The sequence below is a fragment of the Streptomyces sp. NPDC085596 genome (genome assembly GCF_044541565.1).
Lineage (GTDB): Bacteria > Actinomycetota > Actinomycetes > Streptomycetales > Streptomycetaceae > Streptomyces.
Map to the genome: position 1 here is coordinate 322,479 of NZ_JBITTC010000002.1, position 21,757 is coordinate 344,235.

Below are 21,757 nucleotides of genomic sequence, written 5' to 3' on the forward strand. Positions count from 1 at the left end.
GGGTACGGCATGACCCGAGGAGAGCCATGGCACAGCTGCGACAGGAAGTCGCCCCGCAGGACGTGGGGCTGGACGCGAAGGCGCTGGACCGCCTCGACGAGCACCTCGCCCGGCTCGTGGACGAGGGCCGGCTGCCCGGCTTCCTGGTGTCGGTGGCCCGTGGCGGCCGGGTGGCCCATCTGACGACCCACGGCCACCGCGACCTCGCGGCCGGGCTGCCGGTGGAGACCGACACCCTGTGGCGGATCTACTCCATGACCAAGCCGGTGACGGCGGTCGCCGTGCTGATGCTGGCCGAGGAGGGCCTGCTCACCCTGGACGACCCGATCGACCGCTACCTGCCCGAGTTCGCCGACCCCCGCGTGTACGTGGATGGTTCGGGGGACGACGTACGCACCCGCCCGGCCGCCGGGCCCATCCTCGTCCGGCATCTGCTCACCCACACGGCGGGCCTGACCTTCGCCTTCTACCACGACCACCCGGTGGACGCCCTGTACCGCGCGGCCGGGCTGGAGTCGTCCGTGCCCTCCGGCGCGGACCTCGCCGAGGCCATCGCGGTGTACGCGGGCCTGCCGCTCCAGTTCGAGCCGGGCACGCAGTGGAACTACTCGGTCGCCACCAATGTGCTGGGCCGCCTCATCGAGGTGGTCTCGGGGCGCCCGCTGGACGCGTTCTTCGCCGAGCGCGTCCTCACCCCGCTCGGCATGACCGACACCGGCTTCCACCTCACCCCCGAACAGCAGCCCCGGCTGGCCGAGTTGTACGGCGAGACCGAGGACGGCGGCATCACCCCGGTACCGGGGCTGCCGGTGCGCGGGCGGCCCCGGTTCCTGTCGGGGAGCGGCGGACTGGTGTCCAGCGCGGGCGACTACCACCGCTTCATGGAGCTGCTGCGCCGGGGCGGCGAACTCGACGGCGTCCGGCTGCTCTCCCCCGCCACGCTCGCCCTGATGACCCGCAACCAGCTCCCGGGCGACGCGGTCCTGCGCGAGTTCGGTGCCCCCGCGCACCAGGAACGGGCCAACGACGGGCTGGGCTTCGGCTTCAACGTCTCCGTCGTCACCGACCCCGCCCGCACCCTCGCCCCCTCCACGCCGGGCACCTTCGGCTGGACCGGCGTGGCGACCACCGCCTTCTGGGTGGCCCCGGCGCTGGACCTCACGGTGCAGTTCATGACCCAGGTGCGCCCGCGCACCCTGAAGATCTTCCCCGACCTGCGCCGCCTGGTGCACGAGGCGGTCACGGGCTGAACCCCGGCGGGAACACGAGAAGTCCGGCCGTGGAATCCGGCCGGACTTCTCGCATGGGGGAAGGCGGTGCTCAGGAGCCGTGGGCCACCGCGTCCAGGTGGGGCAGGTGGTGGTCGAGGCGTTCGCGCTTGGTACGCAGATACGTGATGTTGTTCTCGCTCGGCTCGATCAGCAGCGGCACCTGCTCGGCGACCTCGATGCCGTGCTGCGTCAACGCCTCACGCTTGCGCGGGTTGTTGGACATCAGCCGGACCGAGCGCACCTTGAGGTCGTGCAGCATCTCCGCCGCCACCCGGTAGTCGCGGGCGTCCACCGGAAGACCGAGCGCGAGGTTGGCCTCGACCGTGTCCAGACCCTCCGCCTGGAGCGCCATCGCCCGCAGCTTGGCCAGCAGACCGATGCCCCGGCCCTCGTGACCCCTCAAGTACAGGACGACGCCGCTGCCTTCGGCGACCACCGCGCGCATCGCGGCCGCCAGCTGCTCACCGCACTCGCAGTGCTGGGAGCCGAACGCGTCCCCCGTCAGGCACTCCGAGTGCAGCCGCACCAGCACATTCTCGGTGCCGATGCCACCGTGCACGAGGGCGACTTGTTCATCGCCGCGGTCATGGTCCAGGTAGCCGATCGCCTGGAATTCCCCGTAGACCGTGGGCAGCGGGGTGTTCACGACGCGTTCCGTGCCCGAACGGCGCGGGGTCTTCCCGCCGAAGACGCCGATGTTTTCTGTCATGATCTGATTCCTAAGCAGAGACGAAAGGCCGTGGGAAACATGAGTGGTTCGGGCGCGCGAGCGGCGGCCTACGGGGTGATGCCCGCGGACACCACCGAGGACGTACGGGCGCGGGGGGCGGGTGTGTCACGTCAGGTCGCCGTCCTTCCCGTGGGGAGCTTCGAACAGCACGGTCCCTACCTTCCGTTGGCGACCGACACGCTGGTGGCCTGTGCCGTGGCACGCGAGATCGCCGCCGCGTACCCGGTGCACCTCCTCCCACCGGTCACCCTCTCGTGCTCGCACGAGCACGCGGCCTGGCCGGGGACCGTCAGTATCTCCTCCGTCACCCTGCACGCGGTGGTGCGCGACATCGCCGACTCGCTGCGCCGCTCGGGCGTGGAGTCGCTCGTCGTGGTCAACGGGCACGGCGGCAACTACGTGCTGGGGAACGTCGTCCAGGAGGCGTCCGCGCGGGGCGAGTCGATGGCGCTGTACCCGGCGGCCGAGGACTGGGAGGAGGCACGGGAGCGGGCCGGTGTGGTCACCTCGCTGCTCACCGACATGCACGCCGGGGAAATCGAGGCGTCCATTCTGCTGCACGCTCATCCCGAATTCCTCCGCCCTGGCCATGAGTCGGCCGATTTCACCGCCGACGACCGTCGCCATCTGCTCACCACGGGAATGTCCGCCTATACCGAATCGGGCGTCATCGGCCGCCCGTCCCTGGCCTCGGCGGAAAAGGGGAAGGGCCTGCTGGCCGGCCTGGTGGAGAACTTCGAGCCGTACTTCCGGCTGCTGACCTCGGCCGGGGAACCGGCCGCGCCGCGCGGGTAGTCGCGCAGGGCGGTGGCCCAGCGGGCGACCAGGACGACGGCGCCGGGCAGCGCGGCGACGAAGCTGAGCACGCCGTACACGACGGCGACGGCGACGCCGCTGCTCGCGCCGAGTCCGGCGGCGGCGAACGCCCAGGCGGTGACGCCCTCGCGGGGGCCGAAGCCGCCCACGTTGAGCGGCAGTCCCATGGCGACCAGGGCGAGCACGGCGAGCGGCAGCAGCACCGCCACCGACGCCCCGCTCCCGGCGATCCTGGCCGCGACGACGAACATGCCGAGGTGTCCGGCCAGGACGACCGCCGAGGACAGCGCGACACCCGGCCCGCTCTCCCGGGACAGCAGTCCCTGCCGCGCCTCCCGCAGCAGTCCGCTCCCCGGCAGCGCGCCGGGACGCCGGGCGGGTGCCCGGTTCATGCGGACGGCGAGGACGACCGCGAGCGCGCCCGCCCCGGCGAGCGCCACCGGCACCGCGAAGGTGCGCAGGTCGTCGCGGACCGGGGACGGCAGGCTCAGCAGCAGGGCCGCGCCGCAGACGGCGAGCGCCAGCTGTCCGGCGACCCGCTCCAGCACGACCGCCTTGACGGCGCGCCGGATGTCCCCGGCGCTCTGTCCGTGCCGCACCGCCCGGTGCACGTCCCCGAGGACGCCGCCGGGCAGGGCCGCGTTGAGGAACAGGGCCCGGTAGTAGTCGGCGACGGCGGGCCCCAGCGGCAGCCGGATGCCCAGTCCGCGCGCCGTCAACTGCCAGCGCCAGGCGCTGAACACGGTGGTGACCACGCCGATCCCGAGGGCTGCCAGCACGGTCGCCGTGTCGATCCGGCGCAGCCCGTCGACCAACGGGCCGGTGCCGAGCCGCCACAGCAGCACGCCGAGGATGGCGAGGCCGACGGCGGTGCCGATGTGGGTGCGCAGCGCGCGGCGAGCAGTGACGTTTCCTTCGGCGGTGTCGGGCGACCGGGAGGGCTCGGACGGCACCGGCGGGGCCGTGGCGGTGTCCGGGGCCGGGCACGCGCGGTCCTCCACCATCGCCCGCCCGGCCTCCCCCGTCCGCCCGTTCATCACGCCTCCACCGGCCGGGGCAGGGCCAGCAGGTCGCTGTGGTGCACCACGACCTCCAGCTCGCCCGCCTCGCACGCGGCCAGCCGGTCGCGCAGATAGCCCTCGGCCCGCGTCCGCAGTCCGGGCCGCTCCTCGACGGCCGCGCCGACCCAGCCCCGCAGCCACTGCGCGGTCAGCGCGGCGTGCTCCGGGCCGAGCCGCCACGGGCTGGGGCTGACCCGTACGGTCGCGCCGTGCTCGGCGAACGCCTCGCCGGCCGCCGTGACCGCGTCCGGGCCGAGCAGTCCGCCCCGGCGCTGGTGGGCGTTGAACGCCTCGGCCAGCTCGGTGTCCAGCGGGTCGGGGGACGCGAACTCGACGCGTCCGGCGACGGAGAGGGTGAGCAGGGCGGGGCTGCCCGCGCCCGCGCAGGCGGCGGCCAGCGTGTCGATCTCGGCGCGGGTGAGGACGTCCAGCAGCGCGGACGCCGTCACCAGCGAGGCGCCGGACAGCGCGTCCGGGGTGAGCCGGGCGACGTCGCCGCGCCGGGTCTCGACGGTGACCCGGCTGCCGTCGGCGGCGACGCGCGGGGAGGCGACGGCCGCGAAGTGCAGCAGGTAGGGGTCGCGGTCGTGCAGCACCCAGTGCTGGGCGCCGTCCAGCCGGGCCGCGAGCCAGCGGCCCATGGAGCCGGTGCCGCAGCCCAGGTCGTGGATCACCGACCCGCCTTCCTGGGGCGGGAGTTCGGCCAGCCGCTTGCCCAGCGGTTCCAGCAGGCCCAGTGCCCGCGCGTCCGCGTCAGCCGGTTCCCGCAGCTGGAGCCACTCGGGCGCGTACCGGGGCGCCTCGTCGGGCTCCCCCTCCCGCAGCCGTACGGTGGCCCGCTCGCCGGGGCGGCCGACGGGGCCGGCACCGGCGATGACGTCGGTGCCGGGGTGCTCGGTGGCGTCGTTCACCCGGTGCTCCTCCTGTGCGGCTGTGTCGGTCATGCGGCCCTCCTCGGGGCGCCGGGGAGCCTGCCGAGGACCCCGGCGAGACTGCGGGCGGTGGCGGCCCAGCCGCCGAGCGCGCTGCGGCGGCCGCGCGCGGCGGCCTTGAGACGGCGGCGCACATCGGGCTCGCCGAACCAGCCGCGCAGTTCGGCGGCGATGGCGGCGGGGTCCTCCGGGGGTACGAGGATGCCGGGCACGCCGCCGTCGGGGGCGCGGCCGACCGCCTCGGGCAGTCCGCCCACGTCGGTGGCGATGACCGGGATGCCCCGGGCGAGGGCCTCGGTGACGGCCATGCCGTAGGTCTCGGCGTAGGAGGTGAGCACCATGAGGTCGGCGGCGGCGTAGCTGGCGTCGAGGTCGGCGCCGGTGCGGGGGCCGGTCAGGTGCAGCCGGTCGGTGAGGCCGTACCGCTCGATCTGGGCGCGCAGCGTGGTCACGTACTCGGGGTCGGTGCCGAGGCCGCCGACCAGCGAGCAGGTCCAGGGCAGGTCCCGTACGGCGGCGAGGGCCTCGACCAGGCGGTGCTGGCCCTTGCGCGGGGTGACGGCGGCGACGCACACCAGATGGGAGATGCCGTCGGTGCCGGGCGCGAGCGGCGCGATGTCGGCGCCGGGGGCGGCGAGGTGGACGCGGTCGGGGGCGAGTCCGTGGTGGGAGACCAGACGGCGTACGGCCCAGTCGCTGGTGGCGATGGTGGCGGGCACCGCGCGCAGTACGGCGCGCTCGCGGGCGTCGAGGTCGGCGGCCACGGCCGGGTCGAGCCCGGTCTCGTCACCGAGCGGCAGATGGACGAGGACGGCGAGCCGGAGCCGCTCGGCCTCGGGGACGACGATCTCGGGGACTCCGCAGGCGACCAGCCCGTCCAGCAGGACCACGGTGTCGTCGGGGAGTCCGGCGAGGGTGCGGGCGAGCGACTCGCGGGCGTCGGCGTCCGGGTCCGGCCAGGCGCCGGGGGCGGCGTGCCGTACGACCTGCCAGCCGAAGCCGGGCAGGTCGAGGCAGACCCGGCGGTCGTAGGCGTTGCCGCCGCTGGGCGCGGCCGGGTCGTCGACGCCGCCGGGCATGACGAAGTGCACGGTGCGCAGCGACATGGGGATGATCCCGAAGTTCTCGGTGGCGAGGGGCTGTGCGGGCACGTAGGCGAGGCGGGCCCGGTCCACGGTCAGGTCGCTCACAGGTCACGCTCGTAACTCGCCCAGGCGATGTGGGACTCGTGCAGGGTCACCGAGAGCGCGGCGAGGCCCTTCGCGCCCTCGCCGAGGGCGCCCTTGGTGATGCGCTCGGCGAGGCGGTCGGCGACGACCTTGGCCAGGAACTCGGTGGAGGTGTTGACCCCGGCGAACTCGGGGTCCTCGTCCAGGTTGCGGTAGTTCAGCTCGGCGGTGATGGCGCCGAGTTCCCGCGTGGCCAGGCCGATGTCGACCACGATGTTGTCCTCGTCCAGCTGCTCACGGCGGAAGGTGGCGTCCACCAGGAACGTGGCGCCGTGCAGGCGCTGCGCGGGTCCGAACACGTCGCCGCGGAAGCTGTGGGCGATCATGATGTGATCGCGGACGGTGATGCTGAACAACGGACGACCCTCCAGGTGCGGCGCGTCTGGTCCCCCGAGGTTCCCTGCCGGGGGTTGCCGACTAGTACGGCTCTTCGCTTCCCCGTGTTCAGCCCTCTCTCACTCTTTTCCAGGTCAGGTCCAGGTCAGGCCGGGTCGGGGTACCGGATGCGGTGACACAGGGCGGGGATCTCGCCACTCGTCAGGCGGGGCATCAGCTCCGGGAGTTCCTCGAAGTCGCTCTCCCCGGTGATGAGCGCGTCCAGTGCCGGGTCGGCGAGCAGGTCCAGGGCGAGGGCCATCCGTTCGGCGTAACCCCGGCCGGGGCGGGCGGCCGGGGATACGGTGCCGACCTGGCTGCCGCGCAGGGTGAGCCGGCGGGAGTGGAACGCCTCGCCGAGCGGCAGGGTGACGCGCCGGTCGCCGTACCAGCTCAGCTCCACGACGGTGCCCTCGGGGGCGAGGAGTTCCAGGGCGCGGGTGAGGCCCTGTTCGGTGGCGCTGGCGTGGACGACGAGGTCGCGCTCGCCGGTGGCGTCGGCGGGGGTGGCGAAGTCGACGCCGAGGGCCTTGGCGGTCTCGGCGCGGGCCGGGTCGGCGTCGACCAGCTGGAGCCGGATGCCGGGGAAGCGGGCGAGCAGGGCCGCGACCGAGCAGCCGATCATGCCGCCGCCGACCACGGTGACCCGGTCCCCGATCAGCGGGGCGGCGTCCCACAGGGCGTTCACGGCGGTCTCCACGGTCCCGGCGAGCACGGCCCGCGCGGCGGGCACCTGTTCGGGTACGACGGTCACGGCGGTCACCGGAACGACGTAACGGCTCTGGTGCGGGTGGAGACAGAAGACCGTACGGCCGATCAGCGCATCGGGCCCTCGCTCGACGACGCCGACGCTCAGATAGCCGTACTTCACGGGGGCGGGGAAGTCGCCCTCCTGGAACGGCGCCCGCATCACGTCGTGTTGGCTCACCGGAACGCCGCCGCGGAACACCAGGGTCTCGGTGCCCCGGCTGACCCCGGAGTACAGGGCACGCACCAGCACCTCCCCCTCACCGGGCTCCGGGAGGGTGACCTCGCGCAGCTCGCCGTGGCCGGGTGAGCTGAGCCAGAACGCGCGGGCGGCGGGGTTCATCGGCATCCTCCTGAACGATCGGGAACTTGCTCACGTACCGAGAAGGGCACAGGCCGCGCACAGTACGCGGCCTTGATCGACTCTGTCACTCGGCCGGAGGATGCGCGGTGGCCCTGAACAACACGTATGACGCGAGGCTTCAGCAGGAGACGGCCGTGGGAGCGGCCGTACAGATCCTGCTGCTCGCCCTGCTCGGCACGGCCATCGGCTTGGGGGTGGCCGGCTGGCTGACGGGGCTCGCCTTCGCGTTCGCCACCTGGGCGGTGCTCTCGCGCGCCCTGCACCGCTCCGCGCTGCGCTCCTTCGGCCCGGCGAACCGGGTCACGCTCGGCCGGGCCACCCTGGTCGGCGGGGTCACCGCGCTGGTCGCGGACTCCTTCCGGAGCACCCCGCCGGTCACCCTCGTGGTCGGCCTGACGGCCGTGGCCCTCCTCCTGGACGGCGTCGACGGCAAGGTGGCCCGCCGCACCGGCACCTCCAGCGCGCTGGGCGCCCGCTTCGACATGGAGGTGGACGCGTTCCTCATCCTGGTCCTGAGCGTGTACGTCGCCACGCGGCTCGGCCCCTGGGTCCTCCTGATAGGCGCGATGCGCTACCTCTTCGTAGCCGCGGCCCGCTTCGCCCCCTGGCTGAACGCCCCCCTCCCCCCGTCCTTCGCCCGCAAGACCGTCGCCGCCCTCCAGGGCATGGCCCTCCTCATAGCCGGCTCCTCCCTCCTCCCCCACCCGGCGGAACTCAGCGTGGTCCTGCTGGCGCTGGGGTCGCTGGGGTGGTCGTTCGGGCGGGATGTGGTGTGGCTGTGGCGGCACGGGCGGCCGACGGCGGTCACGCCCGAGGTACGGCCCCAGGAGGCGGCGCTCACTCAGGTGGCGGTGCTGGAACTGGCGACGCGCTGACCTCCGGACGCTGTGTCACGACCGGCGTCCGGCCGCCGAGGCGGCATTGGGTCGCCTCGCGTTGAAGACCCGGACTCCGTGGGACTGCGTGGCCCCGAGCACGCGCCCAGGGGTCAGCAGCCAAGGGCTGGTCCTCTGGAAGGGGGCGAAGTTGTCGTTCGAGACGATCATTCCGTCCACTTCCTCCGCGATGCTGATGACCAGGGCGTCCCCCCGCCCCTCGGTTCCCGCGGGCGGCTGGACCACCATGCCCGCGGCGATGGCATCCTCCACCAACCGCCGCTCCCCGGGCTCGACACCGTGCCGGAGCGTGGCGTCGACGACCACATGGATGTCCCGTTCAGGGTGCTTGAACCTGAGTGACTTGATGGCCGCCTCGAGCGCCTGGAAACTCGGTCGCCCGCCCGCGGACCGTGGCGGCCGGCCGTTCCACGCGAGATTCGAACCGTCCACCACCAGAGCCGCCGCGGGCTGCTCGGGCTCGGCCTTCGGCCTGTTCAGGGACTTCGCCATGGAGGCGGGCGACGGTACCCGCACCGAACCGGGCAGTGAGCCGGTCCCGTGATCCGGCGACGGGGCGGAGACCTGGGGATGGGTGGGGCGCGGCGCACCACGGTCCGTGACCCGCAGGGCGAGCAGATCCTTGAGCTCGCGCTCGATCTCCGGCGGCACGGTGCTGTCGCCGAAGACCTTCACCTCGCCGTCGAGGACGACCTCGCCGGTCCGCTGCGGCACGGCCTTGACCGCGAGCAGGCCTTCCTTGCTGTAGCTGTACTCCAACTCGAACACGACGTCCTCGGCCTGAGCCCGCTGTGGGTAGGCAAGGACGAGTTCGGTGAGCTTGACGTTGTCGGGATCAGCGCGCTGAACTCCCTCCTGCCCTGCCGGTCCTTGGTCACGGTGCCCAGGGCGTGCGTGCAGACCACGCGGATGATGCTCTTCAGCTCGCCCGTCATGGCGGCGGCGCTGATGGCGGCGCCTTCGGCGACGGCCGTCTTCGGATCACAGAGATCCGAGCCCACGAGCTCACAGTCGAGTGCCTCGGAGACGGCATCGCGAACAGCGGGGATCTGGCTGCTGCCACCGATCATCAGTACGCCCTTGAGATCGCCCGGATCTCGACCCCCGGAGCCGTCGAGCACAGGACCCGACACCGCTCCAGGCCCGGTTCGTTGAGCCATCGCACTTCGGCCGACCAGAGTTCGCGCATATGCCGGAGCACCGCCTCGGGCTCCAGGAGGGCCAGGCCCGCCCGGACGGCGGGGAGCAGTCCTTCTCGGTCCGGGGCACCGCCGAGCCCCTGACCGATCATGTCTCGCTGTTCGTCGGTCAAGGCGGCCTGCTGGGCGATGTCCTTGAGCAACTCCGTGACGGCCTGGATGGCTTCGGCACCATTGACACCGAGCCAGCGCCACTTCCGCTGCGCGAATCCGTTGGCGCCGACCGCCCCGCGGCTCCGCCGACGCTCGCGCTCGCGCGCCAAGCGCTCCTTTTCAGCGGCTATCGCCGCTCGACGGGCAGCAACCGGATCGGTCATCTCGAACACCCCGCCAGATCAACTGCACACTCCGACATCACACAGCCCTCACAACGGCGCCATATCCGCAGGTGGGATCCGCCCCGGCCCTACGCCCGTCCGCAGAGCCCGCGGACAGAGTTGCTCCGACAGGTGGTGTGATGATTTATTTGCCGTGCCTTACACGACGCTTATGCTGGTCAACCCGCGGCACTTCATCGAGCCGCGGCGGCTCTCGGGGGAGAACCGTGGCAACGTTCAACATCCGCAATCAGAGCGGACAGATCCAGATGGCCGACACGATCAACAACGGCACTGTCGGGCAGTCCAACGCGATACAGGACCTTCGTCACCTCGAGGCGCCCCTGCTGCAGATCCTCGAGGAGCTGCGCAGGCAGGCCGACGCCACTCACCTGAATCCGGTTCTGGCCGGCCAGGCCATCGAGGCCGTCGAAGAAGCTGCTGCCGAGGCCGCGAGACCGGAGGCGAACCCGGGCCGGGTGCGCCGTGCCCTGGGCAGGGCAACCGAAGTCCTGACCGATGTGGCAACGGCGTCAGCCCTGGTCGGCTCGGTGCAAGCGGTGATCACCTCGCTGCCGGGCATCTGACGTGACCGAGTTCCACATCGGGGACCAGCAGGCCGACTCCATCCAGAACGCGGAGAACATCTACAACTTCGGGCCTGCCGCCGAATCGGCTGCCAGCCACCGCGCGCGTGCGCGAGTGGCCCTGGCCGCGCGGGACTACGCGGCTGTCGCTCGTCACGCGGCGGCCGCGCTGGCTGTACGGCCCGACGACGCCACAGCTCATTTCTACGCGGCCCTAGCCGCACTCCGAGGCGTGCACCCTGACCGCCACCCCACCCGCCGGACCGATGAAGTGCTCCGCAGGCTCGTGGCGGCCACCCGGCTCGAACCGCGCTGTGGACACACGAAAGTGCTCGCACTGATCGTCAACGAGGGGCTCCTCCTCCGTACGGGCAGGGCATCAAGGGCAGTCACGGAGGACACCCGCCACCTCATCGCCACGCTCGACCCGGCGATCGGCAGGGAGATTCTTTCTCACACACCGGTTCCGGAGAGCGCTGTGTGGCAGCACCTCGCTCTGCACCTGAGATAGGCAGACAGACACACAAGGACGGTCACGTTGAACAACAGCCGACCACCGGCTCACTGGATCATGCGCTACTTCATCGATCCGCCTGACCCCCAGCGGCTCAGCAATGCCAACCTGAAGGCAATCTTCGGCGGCATCGGACTCGTTCTCGGCCTCCTGCTGCTCACGGCCGGCAGTGGCAGTACCGCGTTCCTCGGCTTCGTGTTCCTGGTCGGCGGCATCGTGCTCGCGGTCAACGGGATGAGCGAGAGGCGCAAGTACAACCAGGACTACGCTCGCGCGATTCCCCGCCCCAGTGACCAGGACATGGACCAGCTGCTGGGCACGGACACCCTGTCGATCCTCAATCGAACGCTGCCCCAACTCGGCCTGTCGCATTCCGACCTCGTCGCCCCTCGCGGGGTCACCGCGACCGGAGGAAGCAGCTTCGACCAGCTCGCGGACAGCGTGGCGCCCACGGAGTCGGCGCCCCAGCCTCCCGGAGCTTCCCAATTGGCCGTTTGGGGGCCGGCCTTCCCCTGCCACTCGGCCATCGGCAACGACGGCCGCATCCGCTATTCGAAGTACGAGTTCATGGTGATCTGCCCGACCACGCACATGCTGGCCGTGTACAGGTGCGAACTGGATCTGTACACGGGCGGGCTGCGTTCGGAGCAGACCTACGAGTTCCACTACGCCGACGTAGTGGCTGTACGAACCGCGACCAAGCCACTGGTCCGGCACGGCATTCCCCTCGTTCCCCGCCCCTCGCAGGCCGGGCACTACAGGCTGCTGGACACGGAGCGCACGATGGAGATCGTGGTGAGCAGCGGCGACCGGGCGGCGATCACTCTGGGTGTCTCCAGCAGCGCCGAGCTGGCCGTGGACCGTTCCGACTCGCTCGACTTCCCGGACGTGCTACAGCGCGTCCGCCAGATGCTCCGCGAGAAGAAGGGTGGGACGTACGACGCGAACACGCACTTCTGACGGGGTGCGTGTGGGAAGCCTGCCGCGGCACCAGATCGCCGCGGCCCGCTCAGCGCACCCGCCCCACCCCCACATAGAACCCGCTCCGCTCCTGCACCGGCGCCGGTCCCTCCTGGTGCCACTCTGTCGCGAACACCAGCCCTGGATCGACCAGTTCGAGGCCGGCGAAGAAGGGCTCCACCTCCGCCCGGGTGCGCATGCGCAGGGGGATCGTGCCCTTCTTGTAGGCGTCCTCGACCTGTTGCCTCAGGTCCGGGTGCTGGTCGGCGGTGCCGTGGGAGAGGACCAGGCAGCTGCCGGACGGGAGGGCGTCGAGCAGGGTGCGGGTGAGGCCGTAGGGGTCCTCGGTGTCGGGCAGGAAGTGCATCAGGGCGATGAGGGACAGCGCGACGGGGCGGTCGAAGTCGAGCCGCTCGCGGGCGTGGGCGAGGATCGCCTCGGGCTGCCGTACGTCGGCGTGGATGTAGTCGGTGGCGCCCTCCGGGGTGCTGACCAGCAGCGCCTCCGCGTGCCGCAGCACGATCGGGTCGTTGTCGACGTAGACGATCCGGGACTCCGGCCGGATCGCCTGCACGATCTGGTGCAGGTTCGGCTCGGTGGGGATGCCGGTGCCGATGTCGAGGAACTGGTCGATGCCCTGCGCGGCGAGCCACGCGGAGGCGCGCTGCATGAACTCCCGGTTGCGGGCCGCGCTGCGCCGCGACTGCTCGGGCAGCGTCTCGCCCACCTGCTGGTCGACGGGGTAGTTGTCCTTCCCGCCCAGCAGCCAGTCGTAGACGCGGGCGGGATGGGGCTTACTGGTGTCGATCTGCACGGGACACTCCTCCGGCGCGAGAACACGGCAGTCACCGAACTGGCCTGCGCCGAAAGGGTATCCGCCGGACGGCTACCGCTTCTGTTCCACCCGCACCCAGTCCACCTCCGCCTGCACTCCCCCGCCGGCGACCCGGTCCACGCTCGCCTGCGGCAGCCCCCAATAGGGGGAGGTGACCTGGTTCCAGCCGGCCGGGTAGGCGCCGCCCAGGGCCAGGTTCAGGATGACGTACTGGTTGTGGTCGAAGACCCACTGCCCGCGCGTCGATTCCAGCTTGTTGCGGGTGGTCTCCTGGACGAGGCTGTCGTCGACGTAGAAACGCATCGCGGTCGGGGTCCACTCCACGGCGTAGGTGTGCCACTGGTCGGCGCGGCCGCCGTTCGGGTAGGTCTGGCGGGCGCCGATGTTGCCGTCGGCCGAGTAGCCGGGGCCGTGCAGGGCGGAGCTGGTCCAGTCGCCGTAGCCGATGTTCTCCATGATGTCGGTCTCGCCGGACGCGGGCCAGGAGACGGACGGGTCGTCCACGTTGCTGCCCAGCAGCCAGAACGCGGGCCAGAAGCCGTCGCCGACCGGCAGCTTCATCCGGGCGCTGACCTTGCCGTAGCTGAAGTCGAACTTGGTGTTGGTGTCGACGCGGCCGGAGGTGAAGTCGTAGGTACCGCCGCCCGCCTTGGTGCAGCCCTTGCAGTACTTCGCCTTGAGGATCAACTCACCGTTCTCGGTGCGGATGTTGTCGGCGGAGTCGACGTACGCCTGGGACTCGCCGTTGACCGAGCCCATCTCGGTTCCGGTGCGGACGACACGCCACTTGGAGCGGTCGAGAGCCGGGCCGGTGAAGTCGTCGAAGAACGTGGTCTGGTAGCCGCCCGGCTGCTCGGCGGGTAGCGCCGGGTAGGTGGCCGAGGCACTGCCGCCGGTGCCCCAGACCTGGAACTCGTAGAGGGAGTAGCCGAACTGGGCGGTGTAGGGCGCCGGGTTGTAGAAGGAGCGGCGCTCCTTGCCGAGCATGCGGACGTAGCGGCCGGTGACCGGGGACGGCAGGGTGACGGCGTCGTGCAGTCCGGCCGCGTCGCCGGGTGCCTGGACGTTGGCGCGGCGGGCGGAGACGTCGGCGGCGGACGGCTGGTACACGGTGCGCCAGGTGCGGTTGTCGTCGGAGACCTGGAGCAGGTAGTCGACGGCGTAGGCCGACTCCCAGTAGAGGTCGACGGAGGAGATGGTGGATCTGGCACCCAGGTCGACCGACACCCAGCGGTCGGCGTTCCAGTCGCTGGACCAGCGGGTGCTGTCCCCCTTCAGGTTCGCGGGCCAGCCGCCGTCGGTGACGAACGCGGGTGAGTTCCCGGCGTGTTGGTAGAGGTTGGAGTACGCGGGGTGGTTGAGGGCGAGGTTGGCGCGGGTGGTGGAGGCGGCCGCGGGTTCGCCGCCGTAGACCTTGAAGGAGTAGAGCGAGTAGCCGTAGGGCGTGGCGCGTTCGAGGCCGCGCAGGCGGACGTAGCGGCCGGTCACCTCCTGCGGGTAGGTGTGCGCGGTGACGGAGCCGCCGGTGCCCGCGGTCTCGGTGTAGAACGGCGTCCAGTCGGTGCCGTTGCGGGAGACCTCCAGGACGTATCTCTTGCCGTACGCGGCCTCCCAGTCGAGGACCACACGGTCGACGCGGATGGTGCTGCCGAGATCGATACGGACCCAGGCGTCGTCGGCGAAGTTGCTGGACCAGCGGGTGGTGCCGTTGCCGTCGAAGGCGAGCGCGGCGGCGGTGCCGGCGTTCTCGCTGCCCGAGGCGGTGACGGCGGCGGGGTTGGCGGCGTAGGCGGTGGCGGCGCGGTCGGTGTCCCAGGTGGCGGCCGCGGCGGCCGGTACGGCGGTGGCAGGGGCGGTCAGGGCCGGGGTCCCGGTCAGCAGGGCGACGGCGGCGAGTGCGGTGAGCAGGTTGCGGGGGGTGCGTGACGGCATGCGGCTCTCCTCGAGAGGATCTGTCGTCGGTGCGGGGCCTGGACAGTTCTGTGCCTGGTGCGTGTCACATGGAAGGTGGGGGGCGGGCACGGATGACGCGCCCGCCCCAGGGGGCTCAGGCCGCGCGGCGCCCGAGCTTCCGGTGGGTGTCGATGATCTCCGCGTACCGGCGCCCGCTGGCCTTGATCGTGCGGGCCTGCGTCGCGTAGTCCACGTGGAAGAGGCCGAAGCGCTTGGCGTAGCCGTACGCCCACTCGAAGTTGTCCATCAGGGACCAGGCGAAGTAGCCCGCGAGCGGGGCGCCCTTGGCGACGGCGGAGGCGCAGGCGGCGAGGTGGGTCTCCAGGTAGTCCCGGCGTTCGGGGTCGTCGACGGTGCCGTCGGGGCCGACCAGGTCGGGGAAGGACGAACCGTTCTCGGTGACGTAGAGCTTGCGGGCGCCGTACTCCTCGGTGAGGCGCAGCAGCAGGGTCTCGATGCCGCTCGCGTCGATCTCCCAGTCCATGCCGGTGCGCGGTACGTCCTCACGGCGTACGGAACGGGCGTACGGAGCGGGGCCGTTGGGGTCGTCGACGACGTAGGCCGGCATGTAGTAGTTCAGGCCCAGCCAGTCCAGCGGGGCGGCAATGGTCTCCAAGTCGCCTGGTTTCTGCGGGAGTTCCACGCCGTAGACCTCGACCATGTCGGCGGGGAAGCCGCGGCCGTGCACCGGGTCGAGCCACCAGCGGTTGACGTGGCCGTCCTGGCGGCGGGCGGCGGCCGCGTCGTCGGGGCTGTCGGTGGCGGCGTACACGGTGGAGAGGTTGTTGACGATGCCGATCTCGGCGGTGGGGGCGGCGGCGCGGATGGCCTGGGTGGCGAGGCCGTGGCCGAGGAGCAGGTGGTAGGAGGCGCGGACGGCGGCGGTGAGGTCGGTCCAGCCGGGGGCCATCTTGCCTTCGAGGTGGCCGATCCAGGCCGAGCAGAGGGGTTCGTTGAGGGTGGCCCAGTGGGTGACGCGGTCGCCGAGGCGTTCGGCGACGGCGGAGGCGTAGGCGGCGAAGTGCTCGGCGGTGTCCCGCTCCGGCCAGCCGCCCCGGTCCTGGAGCACCTGCGGCAGGTCCCAGTGGTAGAGGGTGACGGAGGGGGTGATGCCCGCCTCCAGCAGGGCGTCCGTCAACTGGTCGTAGAAGGCGAGCCCCTTGACGTTGACCGGGCCGTCGCCGTCGGGCATCACGCGTGGCCAGGCCACCGACAACCGGTAGGTGTCGACGCCGAGTTGACGCATCAGGCCGATGTCCTCGCGCCAACGGTGGTAGTGGTCGCAGGCGGTGTCGCCGTTGTCGTCGCCGTCGATCTTGCCGGGGGTGTGCGAGAAGGTGTCCCAGATCGACGGTGAGCGGCCGTCCTCGGCGACGGCGCCCTCGATCTGGTAGGCCGAAGTGGCCGTGCCCCAGCGGAAGTCGGCCGGGAGGGTGGCGAGGTCGATGGGCTCGGACATGGAAGTCCCTTCGAGGTGCGGGGAGTCGGTCACTTGACGGCGCCCGCCGTCAGTCCGGTGACGAGATAGCGCTGGAGCAGCAGGAACCCTGCGACCACGGGGACGCTGACGACGAGCGAGGCGGCCATGATCTGGTTCCAGTAGACGTTGTAGAGGGTGGAGTAGCCCTGGAGCCCGACGGCGAGGGTGCGGGTGGTGTCGTTGGTCATGACGGAGGCGAAGAGCACTTCTCCCCACGCGGTCATGAAGGCGTAGACGGCGACGGCGACGATGCCGGGGACCGCGGCGGGCACGACGACCCGGAAGAGGGCGCCGAGCGGGCCGCAGCCGTCCACGAGGGCCGCCTCGTCGAGGTCGCGCGGCACCGAGTCGAAGTACCCGATCAGCATCCAGATGGAGAACGGCAGCGAGAAGGTCAGATACGTCAGGATCAGCCCGCCGCGCGAGCCGAACAGGGCGATCCCGGTGGCGTTGCCGATGTTGATGTAGATCAGGAACAGCGGGAGCAGGAAGAGGATGCCGGGGAACATCTGCGTGGACAGCACGGTGACCGTGAAGACGCGCTTGCCCCGGAAGTCGTAGCGGCTGACGGCGTAGGCCGCGAAGACCGCGATGACGACCGAGCAGACGGTGGCCGAACCCGCGACGATGAGCGAGTTCACGAAGTACCGGGCGAGCGGCACCGTGGACCAGATGTCGATGTACGGCCGGATCGTCAACTCACTGGGCAGCCAGCGGAACTTGTCGGTGACGTCGGCGAGCGGCTTGAGCGAGCTGGAGACCATCACGTAGACGGGCAGCAGGACGAAGCCGGTGAGCAGGGTGAGGAAGATCCGGCGGGACCACAGGAACGAACGCGGGGGCGCCATGGGCGAGTCAGCCATTTCCGGCCCTCCTTCCGCGTGAGGTGAACAGCAGGTATCCGCCGGTCACGGCCAGCAGGAAGAGCAGCAGCAGGACGGACATGGCGGAGCCGGTGCCGAAGTCCCAGGTGAGGAAGGTGGTTTGGTAGATGTGCACGGAGACGAGGTCGGCGGCTTCGGGCGCCGCCCGGCCGAACAGGACGTAGGGCGTGTTGAAGTCGTTGAACGTCCACAGGAACAGCACCAGGATCAGCACCTGGTTGACCGGGCGCAGGGACGGCAGGGTGATGCGGCGGATCTGCTGCCACATCCCGGCGCCGTCCAGGGCGGCCGCTTCGTAGAGTTCGCGCGGGATGTTCTGGAGGCCGGCCATCACGATGAGGAAGGCGAACGGCCAGCCCTTCCACACCGAGACGGTGAGCAGGGCGTAGAAGCTGTTGTCGCCGATGAGCCAGAAGGACGGCTTGTCGGTGAGGTGGAGCTGGTCGTGCAGGACGTGGTTCACCAGGCCGTTGTCGTGCTGGAACATGAACACCCAGGTGATGACGGCCGCGTAGACGGGCAGCGCGTACGGCACCAGGAACAGGGCGCGCAGGATGCCCCGGCCGCGGAAGGTGTCCTGCATGAAGATGGCGGCGGCGGTGCCGAGCGCCCAGCACAGGGCGACCGAGAGCAGGGTGAAGCCGACGGTGACGGCGAACGAGCGCAGCAGCGCCTCGCCAGCCGGGGCGTCGAAGTCCACGGCCACGCGGTAGTTGCGCAGGCCGGTCCAGGGGGCGTTGTTCCAGTCGCGCAGGGTGAAGCGGGTGATCGCCCGGAAGCTCATCAGGGTGCCGATGACCATCGGGACCAGATGGACGAGAAGTTCGAAGACCAGGGCGGGCAGCAGGAGCAGATACGGGAGCGCGGTGCGGCGGGACCGCCCGGTGCGGCGCGGGCCGCGCGCCGCACCGGGGGTGTCCTCGCGCACCGGTTCCTTGAGAACGGTGGAGGTCATGGACGTCAGACCGCCGGCATCTGCTGCTGGGCCTTCTCCAGCTTGGCCTTGACGGAGGCGGTGGTGACCGCGCGACCGGCAGCGGCGTCGGCGAACAGGTCCTTGACGGCGGTGCCGACGGCGGTCTCGAACTGCGACTCGGTGGCGACCTGCGGCAGCGCGGCGGCGCTCTTGGCGAGGGTGTCCTTCAGCACGGCGGTGGACGCCCCGTCGAACGCGGGGTCCGCCTGCGCGGCCTTGACCGGCGGGATGGAGCTGTACGCCTTGTTGAGGATCTTCTGCTCGGCGTCGCTGGTCATGAACTTCACGAACTCGGTGGCGCCGTCGAGGTTGTGGCTGTCCTTGAAGACGGCGATGTTGATGCCCGCGGCCATCGAGTTGACCTGGGCGCCGGGGCCGGGGGTGCCCTTCTGGACGGGTACGGGGGCGACACCGTAGGCATCGTCCTTCATGCCCTGGGACTTGAGGTTGGCGGCGGCGGACTGCCACAGCAGCATGGCCTGCTTGCCCTTGGCGAAGTCGCTGACGGACTGGTTCTGCGCGTACTCGGCGTTGCCGGGCGGGATGGCCTTGTCCTTGGCCATGAGGTCGACGTACTGCTTGACCGCGTCGACCACCTTGGGGTTGGTGAAGTCGGGCTTGCCGTCGGCGGAGAAGAAGTCGGCGTCGTGCTGCTTGGCGAAGACGAAGACGTGGTGGATGTTCTCGGAGAGGTTGGAACCCTCGGCGCCGAGCACGGACTTGCCCTTGGCCCTGATCTTGGCGCCGTCCGCGACGAGTTCGTCCCAGGTGGCCGGGGGCCCGTCTATGCCGGCGTCGGCGAAGATCTGCTTGTTGTAGTAGAGGGCGTACGACATCGAGTACAGCGGTACGGCGGCCGGGTCCTTGCCCTCGGCGCCGGTGGAGCCGAGCGCGGGGTCGACGAAGCGGTCCCGTCCGCCGATCTTGGCGAAGTTCTTGGCGTCCCAGGGCAGCAGCGCGCCGGTCGCCTGGAGGGAGGCGCTCCAGGTGTTGCCGATGTTCAGTACGTCGGGGCCCTGGCCGGAGGTGGTGGCGGTGAGGATGCGGTTGAGCAGGTCGGACCAGGGCACGACCTCGACCTTGACCTTGATGCCGGTCTGCTGCTCGAACTTGTCCAGCTCGGGCTGGAGTACCTGCTTGTCCACGGCGACGCTGGCACCCTGGTTGGAGGCCCAGTAGGTCAGCGTCTTGGACGAACCACCGGCCCCGTCCCCACTGTCGGTACCTCCTCCGCATGCGGTGGCCGCGAGGGCGAGAGACATGACGACGGCGCCTGTGGCCGCGGCTCGGATGCTGCGCATGGCTCCAGCTGTCCCTTTCCGGGAGTAGACACCCCGAAAACCACTCAGGCTCCTCAGGGCTTAATTTAGGACGTGAGTTAATCCGGCGGAGGGGGGTGCGTCAAGGGATGCGGCACGGGTAAGTGGGCGGGTCTCGCGTTCTGAGAAGATCACCCGTCAACTGTTCCTCACCGGAACGCCTTTCAGGGGGACGCCACGATGCTCACCGCTCGCAGTGTGGGACCACTGCCGCTGACCGCCGCACTGCTGACGGGGTGCTCATCGGCCGGGGATTCGGCCAAGTCACCCGGCCCGTCGCCCACTTCGGCCCCCGCGGCCCCGGCATCTCCGGCCCCGGCATCTTCGATGCAGTCGCATCCCGAGGACTACCGCTGAGCTCAGCCGAGGGGGTCCGCCAGGTTCCAGCCGTCGGCCAGCAGGCGCTCCACCGCCGTGAGGGCCTCGGTCAGGCGGGCCGGACGGTCGCCGTGGAGTTCCAGCCAGGGGACGCCGGAGGTGGTGAGGACCTCGCGGAAGCGGTCGGTCATCCAACCCCGGAGGTGCTCGCCGTCACGGAGGCCGTCGTCGTCGAAGGGGACGTCCTTGTCGGAGGTGAGCAGGTAGAGCGCGCGTGGGGGCATCGCCTGCGCGAGGTGCCGGACCGGGGCGGTGGTGCGGCCTCGGTAGCGCTCCTGCCAGACGGTGGTGGCCAGGGCGTCGGTGTCGCAGACGAGCACCGGGCCACCGGTACGGGCGGCCTGCTGTTCGGTGCGGTTCTGGCGGCGGGCGACGAGTTCGAAGTCGGCGTCGTCCCAGTCCAGGTCCGCCACGGCGGGGCGGGGCAGGTCGGGGGCTGCCAGCGCTCGGGCGCGGGCGAGCTTGGCGACGGTCAGCTCGCGGCCGTACTCGGGTACCCAGCGGGTCAGCGCGTGCGGGCCGCCTCGGGTGCGCAGGGCGGTGGCGAGGTCGCGGGAGAGGGTGGTGGTGCCGGTGGACTCCGCGCCGACCACGACGACCCGGCGCGCCAGCCAGGCCCGGACCGGCGGCTCGATCTCCGCCCAGTGGACGACGGGGTCCGCGCGGACCTTCGTACCGGAGACGGCGAAGGTGCCCCGGTCGAGGTCCAGCAGCACGGGGGCGGCGCCGAAGCGGCGGGCGAGTTCGGTGCCGTAGGGCTCGGAGCTGAACACCGCGTCCACGTCGGGTGCGTGCGGGCCGAGGGCCAGAGCTTGGCGCATCAGGGCGACATGCCCCTCCCAGGCCGCCTCGCTGTCGTAGTCGACCGGCAGATCGTCCACCACACCCACGACCGCGACATGAGGATCGTCGGCCCAGTGTTCGCGTATCCAGGCGACGCGCTCCTCCAGAGGGATCGACTCGTGCCCGGCCGCCATCACGACGACCGTGACGGCGTCACAGGCGTCGGCGGCGGAGCGGATCAGGAAGTGGTGACCGGAGTGCGGCGGGTAGAACTTGCCGATGACCAGCCCGTGGGCGAAGCGGGCGCTCACGCGGTCACCGTCCGGTCCGCGTCGGGCGCTCCGGTCACGGACCGGGCGGTCGCCAGCTCGCGGCGCCAGGACCGCCATCCGATCACGCACATCGCCAGGAAGAGCACGTAGACGATGCCGGTGAGGTCCAGTCCCTTGCTGAAGTAGAGCGGGATGTAGACGAGGTCGGCGGCGATCCAGAAGTACCAGTTCTCGATCTGCTTGGCGTTGAGCAGCCATTGGGCGGCCAGCGACAACGCCGTGGTCAGGGCGTCCCAGAAGGGCGCGGAGTCGTGCGCACGGGCCAGCAGCACCGTCAGCCCCCAGGTGACGGGCACCAGCAGGACCAGCAGGACGCACAGGGTGGAGCGGGACGCGTGGCCCATGCGCCGGCGGGAGCGCCGTTCGCCACCGCGCAGCCAGGTCAGCCAGCCGTAGGCGGCGAGGACCATGTACACCACTTGGAGCGAGGCGTCCGCGTAAAGGCGGGCGCTCCAGAACAGCACCAGGAAGAACAGGTTGTTGGCGATCCCCACGGGGAAGTTCCACACGCTGGCCCGTACGCACAGCCATACGCACACCGCACCGGTGGCGAAGCCGAGCAGCTCGGACCAGGTGACCGCGTCCTGACCCAGGTGGAACAACTGATGGTTCAGCGGCGCGATCAAGCTGCTGAGTATGTCCGGGACAGCCATGCCGTCCTCACCCCTCCCGTTAATGTCGAAGTGACGATAACAAGAAGCGGTTGGTTCCACAATCTCCTTCCGAACGGGGCTCCCGCACTACCGGACGACCGAATTCGACCTTCGGTGACGCGCCACCCACTGCTAGCGTCGAGATGATCCACGAGACGGGGGCGGA

General features: G+C 70.9%; 22 protein-coding genes and 1 pseudogene. 6 read left to right on the top strand and 17 right to left on the bottom strand.

The features are described 5' to 3' along the window. Positions 1-26 precede the first annotated feature (26 nt). Positions 27-1,250, top strand: coding sequence for a serine hydrolase domain-containing protein (locus ACIGA3_RS07085; protein WP_399711343.1), 1,224 nt, complete (start codon positions 27-29; stop codon positions 1,248-1,250). A 70-nt stretch (positions 1,251-1,320) separates the two neighbouring features. Here the strand turns inward: ACIGA3_RS07085 and ribA are convergent, their stop codons facing one another. Further along, a complete protein-coding gene (gene ribA, locus ACIGA3_RS07090; RefSeq protein ID WP_399711345.1) occupies positions 1,321-1,980 on the bottom strand; it encodes a GTP cyclohydrolase II in 660 nt (219 codons plus the stop codon). A 39-nt stretch (positions 1,981-2,019) separates the two neighbouring features. Here ribA and ACIGA3_RS07095 point away from each other — a divergent pair, with 39 nt between their 5' ends. After that, positions 2,020-2,796, top strand: coding sequence for a creatininase family protein (locus ACIGA3_RS07095; protein ID WP_399711347.1), 777 nt, complete (start codon positions 2,020-2,022; stop codon positions 2,794-2,796). 53 nt (positions 2,797-2,849) lie between these two features. On the opposite strand, the pseudogene ACIGA3_RS07100 reads toward ACIGA3_RS07095, so the two are convergent. The 5 genes and pseudogenes from ACIGA3_RS07100 to ACIGA3_RS07120 form a co-directional block, all read right to left on the bottom strand. Continuing rightward, a pseudogene (locus ACIGA3_RS07100) lies at positions 2,850-3,854 on the bottom strand (lysylphosphatidylglycerol synthase transmembrane domain-containing protein); the annotation flags it as partial. Beyond that, positions 3,854-4,822, bottom strand: a complete 969-nt coding sequence (locus ACIGA3_RS07105; RefSeq protein WP_399711349.1) for a methyltransferase domain-containing protein — start codon at positions 4,820-4,822, stop codon at positions 3,854-3,856. The pseudogene ACIGA3_RS07100 and the gene ACIGA3_RS07105, both read right to left, overlap by 1 nt. After that, on the bottom strand, positions 4,819-6,000 hold the full coding sequence (locus ACIGA3_RS07110; RefSeq protein ID WP_399711351.1) for a glycosyltransferase family 4 protein: 1,182 nt from the start codon (positions 5,998-6,000) through the stop codon (positions 4,819-4,821). Before ACIGA3_RS07110 ends, ACIGA3_RS07105 begins: the two co-directional genes overlap by 4 nt. After that, on the bottom strand, positions 5,997-6,395 hold the full coding sequence (locus tag ACIGA3_RS07115) for a 6-pyruvoyl trahydropterin synthase family protein (protein ID WP_399711353.1): 399 nt from the start codon (positions 6,393-6,395) through the stop codon (positions 5,997-5,999). Before ACIGA3_RS07115 ends, ACIGA3_RS07110 begins: the two co-directional genes overlap by 4 nt. A gap of 125 nt (positions 6,396-6,520) precedes the next feature. Further along, on the bottom strand, positions 6,521-7,504 hold the full coding sequence (locus ACIGA3_RS07120; protein WP_399711354.1) for a dehydrogenase: 984 nt from the start codon (positions 7,502-7,504) through the stop codon (positions 6,521-6,523). Positions 7,505-7,611: 107 nt separating this feature from the next. Here ACIGA3_RS07120 and ACIGA3_RS07125 point away from each other — a divergent pair, with 107 nt between their 5' ends. After that, positions 7,612-8,400 carry a CDP-alcohol phosphatidyltransferase family protein gene (locus tag ACIGA3_RS07125; RefSeq protein WP_399711356.1) on the top strand — a complete coding sequence of 263 codons (789 nt, stop codon included), beginning with the start codon at positions 7,612-7,614 and terminating at the stop codon, positions 8,398-8,400. A gap of 15 nt (positions 8,401-8,415) precedes the next feature. Here ACIGA3_RS07125 and ACIGA3_RS07130 read toward each other — a convergent pair whose 3' ends face one another. Genes ACIGA3_RS07130 through ACIGA3_RS07140 form a run of 3 tightly spaced genes read right to left on the bottom strand, consistent with a single transcriptional unit; the run spans position 8,416 to position 9,946 of the window. After that, positions 8,416-9,189, bottom strand: a complete 774-nt coding sequence (locus tag ACIGA3_RS07130) for a hypothetical protein (protein ID WP_399711358.1) — start codon at positions 9,187-9,189, stop codon at positions 8,416-8,418. After that, entirely contained in the window at positions 9,093-9,581 is a 489-nt protein-coding gene (locus ACIGA3_RS07135) for an Hsp70 family protein (protein ID WP_399711360.1), read from the bottom strand. The genes ACIGA3_RS07130 and ACIGA3_RS07135 overlap by 97 nt, the downstream gene beginning before the upstream one ends. Further along, positions 9,491-9,946: a hypothetical protein gene (locus ACIGA3_RS07140; protein WP_399711362.1), complete on the bottom strand. Its 456-nt coding sequence runs from the start codon at positions 9,944-9,946 to the stop codon at positions 9,491-9,493. Before ACIGA3_RS07140 ends, ACIGA3_RS07135 begins: the two co-directional genes overlap by 91 nt. Before the next feature lie 218 nt (positions 9,947-10,164). Between ACIGA3_RS07140 and ACIGA3_RS07145 the strand changes: the two genes are divergently transcribed. Genes ACIGA3_RS07145 through ACIGA3_RS07155 form a run of 3 tightly spaced genes read left to right on the top strand, consistent with a single transcriptional unit; the run spans position 10,165 to position 11,998 of the window. After that, positions 10,165-10,524 carry a hypothetical protein gene (locus ACIGA3_RS07145; RefSeq protein WP_399711363.1) on the top strand — a complete coding sequence of 120 codons (360 nt, stop codon included), beginning with the start codon at positions 10,165-10,167 and terminating at the stop codon, positions 10,522-10,524. A 1-nt stretch (position 10,525) separates the two neighbouring features. After that, positions 10,526-11,035 (top strand): hypothetical protein, encoded by a 510-nt coding sequence (locus ACIGA3_RS07150; RefSeq protein ID WP_399711365.1) that lies wholly within the window; start codon positions 10,526-10,528, stop codon positions 11,033-11,035. 60 nt (positions 11,036-11,095) lie between these two features. Then, positions 11,096-11,998, top strand: coding sequence for a hypothetical protein (locus ACIGA3_RS07155; protein ID WP_399711367.1), 903 nt, complete (start codon positions 11,096-11,098; stop codon positions 11,996-11,998). Between the two features lie 49 nt (positions 11,999-12,047). Here the strand turns inward: ACIGA3_RS07155 and ACIGA3_RS07160 are convergent, their stop codons facing one another. From ACIGA3_RS07160 to pnuC, 8 genes are all read right to left on the bottom strand, one after another. Next, positions 12,048-12,812, bottom strand: a complete 765-nt coding sequence (locus ACIGA3_RS07160; RefSeq protein ID WP_399711368.1) for an SAM-dependent methyltransferase — start codon at positions 12,810-12,812, stop codon at positions 12,048-12,050. Between the two features lie 72 nt (positions 12,813-12,884). Then, complete coding sequence (locus tag ACIGA3_RS07165; RefSeq protein ID WP_399711370.1) at positions 12,885-14,765, bottom strand: discoidin domain-containing protein; 1,881 nt, start codon at positions 14,763-14,765, stop codon at positions 12,885-12,887. A 115-nt stretch (positions 14,766-14,880) separates the two neighbouring features. Next, positions 14,881-16,245 carry a GH1 family beta-glucosidase gene (locus ACIGA3_RS07170; protein WP_399711372.1) on the bottom strand — a complete coding sequence of 455 codons (1,365 nt, stop codon included), beginning with the start codon at positions 16,243-16,245 and terminating at the stop codon, positions 14,881-14,883. A gap of 29 nt (positions 16,246-16,274) precedes the next feature. After that, positions 16,275-17,114, bottom strand: a complete 840-nt coding sequence (locus ACIGA3_RS07175; protein ID WP_399712475.1) for a carbohydrate ABC transporter permease — start codon at positions 17,112-17,114, stop codon at positions 16,275-16,277. Between the two features lie 7 nt (positions 17,115-17,121). Then, a complete protein-coding gene (locus ACIGA3_RS07180) occupies positions 17,122-18,105 on the bottom strand; it encodes a carbohydrate ABC transporter permease (RefSeq protein WP_399711374.1) in 984 nt (327 codons plus the stop codon). 5 nt (positions 18,106-18,110) lie between these two features. Beyond that, on the bottom strand, positions 18,111-19,427 hold the full coding sequence (locus ACIGA3_RS07185) for an ABC transporter substrate-binding protein (RefSeq protein WP_399711376.1): 1,317 nt from the start codon (positions 19,425-19,427) through the stop codon (positions 18,111-18,113). Positions 19,428-19,804: 377 nt separating this feature from the next. Continuing rightward, positions 19,805-20,917, bottom strand: a complete 1,113-nt coding sequence (locus ACIGA3_RS07190; RefSeq protein ID WP_399711378.1) for an AAA family ATPase — start codon at positions 20,915-20,917, stop codon at positions 19,805-19,807. Next, a complete protein-coding gene (pnuC, locus tag ACIGA3_RS07195) occupies positions 20,914-21,591 on the bottom strand; it encodes a nicotinamide riboside transporter PnuC (RefSeq protein ID WP_399711380.1) in 678 nt (225 codons plus the stop codon). The genes ACIGA3_RS07190 and pnuC overlap by 4 nt, the downstream gene beginning before the upstream one ends. Between the last annotated feature and the right edge of the window lie 166 nt (positions 21,592-21,757).

Bases quoted from the DNA above. Each gene is read 5' to 3' on its own strand.
- ACIGA3_RS07085 (WP_399711343.1), top strand. From the start codon at position 27: ATGGCACAGCTGCGACAGGAAGTCGCCCCGCAGGACGTGGGGCTGGAC.
- ribA (WP_399711345.1), bottom strand. From the start codon at position 1,980: ATGACAGAAAACATCGGCGTCTTCGGCGGGAAGACCCCGCGCCGTTCG.
- ACIGA3_RS07095 (WP_399711347.1), top strand. From the start codon at position 2,020: ATGAGTGGTTCGGGCGCGCGAGCGGCGGCCTACGGGGTGATGCCCGCG.
- ACIGA3_RS07105 (WP_399711349.1), bottom strand. From the start codon at position 4,822: ATGACCGACACAGCCGCACAGGAGGAGCACCGGGTGAACGACGCCACC.
- ACIGA3_RS07120 (WP_399711354.1), bottom strand. From the start codon at position 7,504: ATGAACCCCGCCGCCCGCGCGTTCTGGCTCAGCTCACCCGGCCACGGC.
- ACIGA3_RS07135 (WP_399711360.1), bottom strand. From the start codon at position 9,581: ATGGCTCAACGAACCGGGCCTGGAGCGGTGTCGGGTCCTGTGCTCGAC.
- ACIGA3_RS07155 (WP_399711367.1), top strand. From the start codon at position 11,096: ATGCGCTACTTCATCGATCCGCCTGACCCCCAGCGGCTCAGCAATGCC.
- ACIGA3_RS07165 (WP_399711370.1), bottom strand. From the start codon at position 14,765: ATGCCGTCACGCACCCCCCGCAACCTGCTCACCGCACTCGCCGCCGTC.
- ACIGA3_RS07170 (WP_399711372.1), bottom strand. From the start codon at position 16,245: ATGTCCGAGCCCATCGACCTCGCCACCCTCCCGGCCGACTTCCGCTGG.
- ACIGA3_RS07175 (WP_399712475.1), bottom strand. From the start codon at position 17,114: ATGGCGCCCCCGCGTTCGTTCCTGTGGTCCCGCCGGATCTTCCTCACC.
- ACIGA3_RS07180 (WP_399711374.1), bottom strand. From the start codon at position 18,105: ATGACCTCCACCGTTCTCAAGGAACCGGTGCGCGAGGACACCCCCGGT.
- ACIGA3_RS07185 (WP_399711376.1), bottom strand. From the start codon at position 19,427: ATGCGCAGCATCCGAGCCGCGGCCACAGGCGCCGTCGTCATGTCTCTC.
- pnuC (WP_399711380.1), bottom strand. From the start codon at position 21,591: ATGGCTGTCCCGGACATACTCAGCAGCTTGATCGCGCCGCTGAACCAT.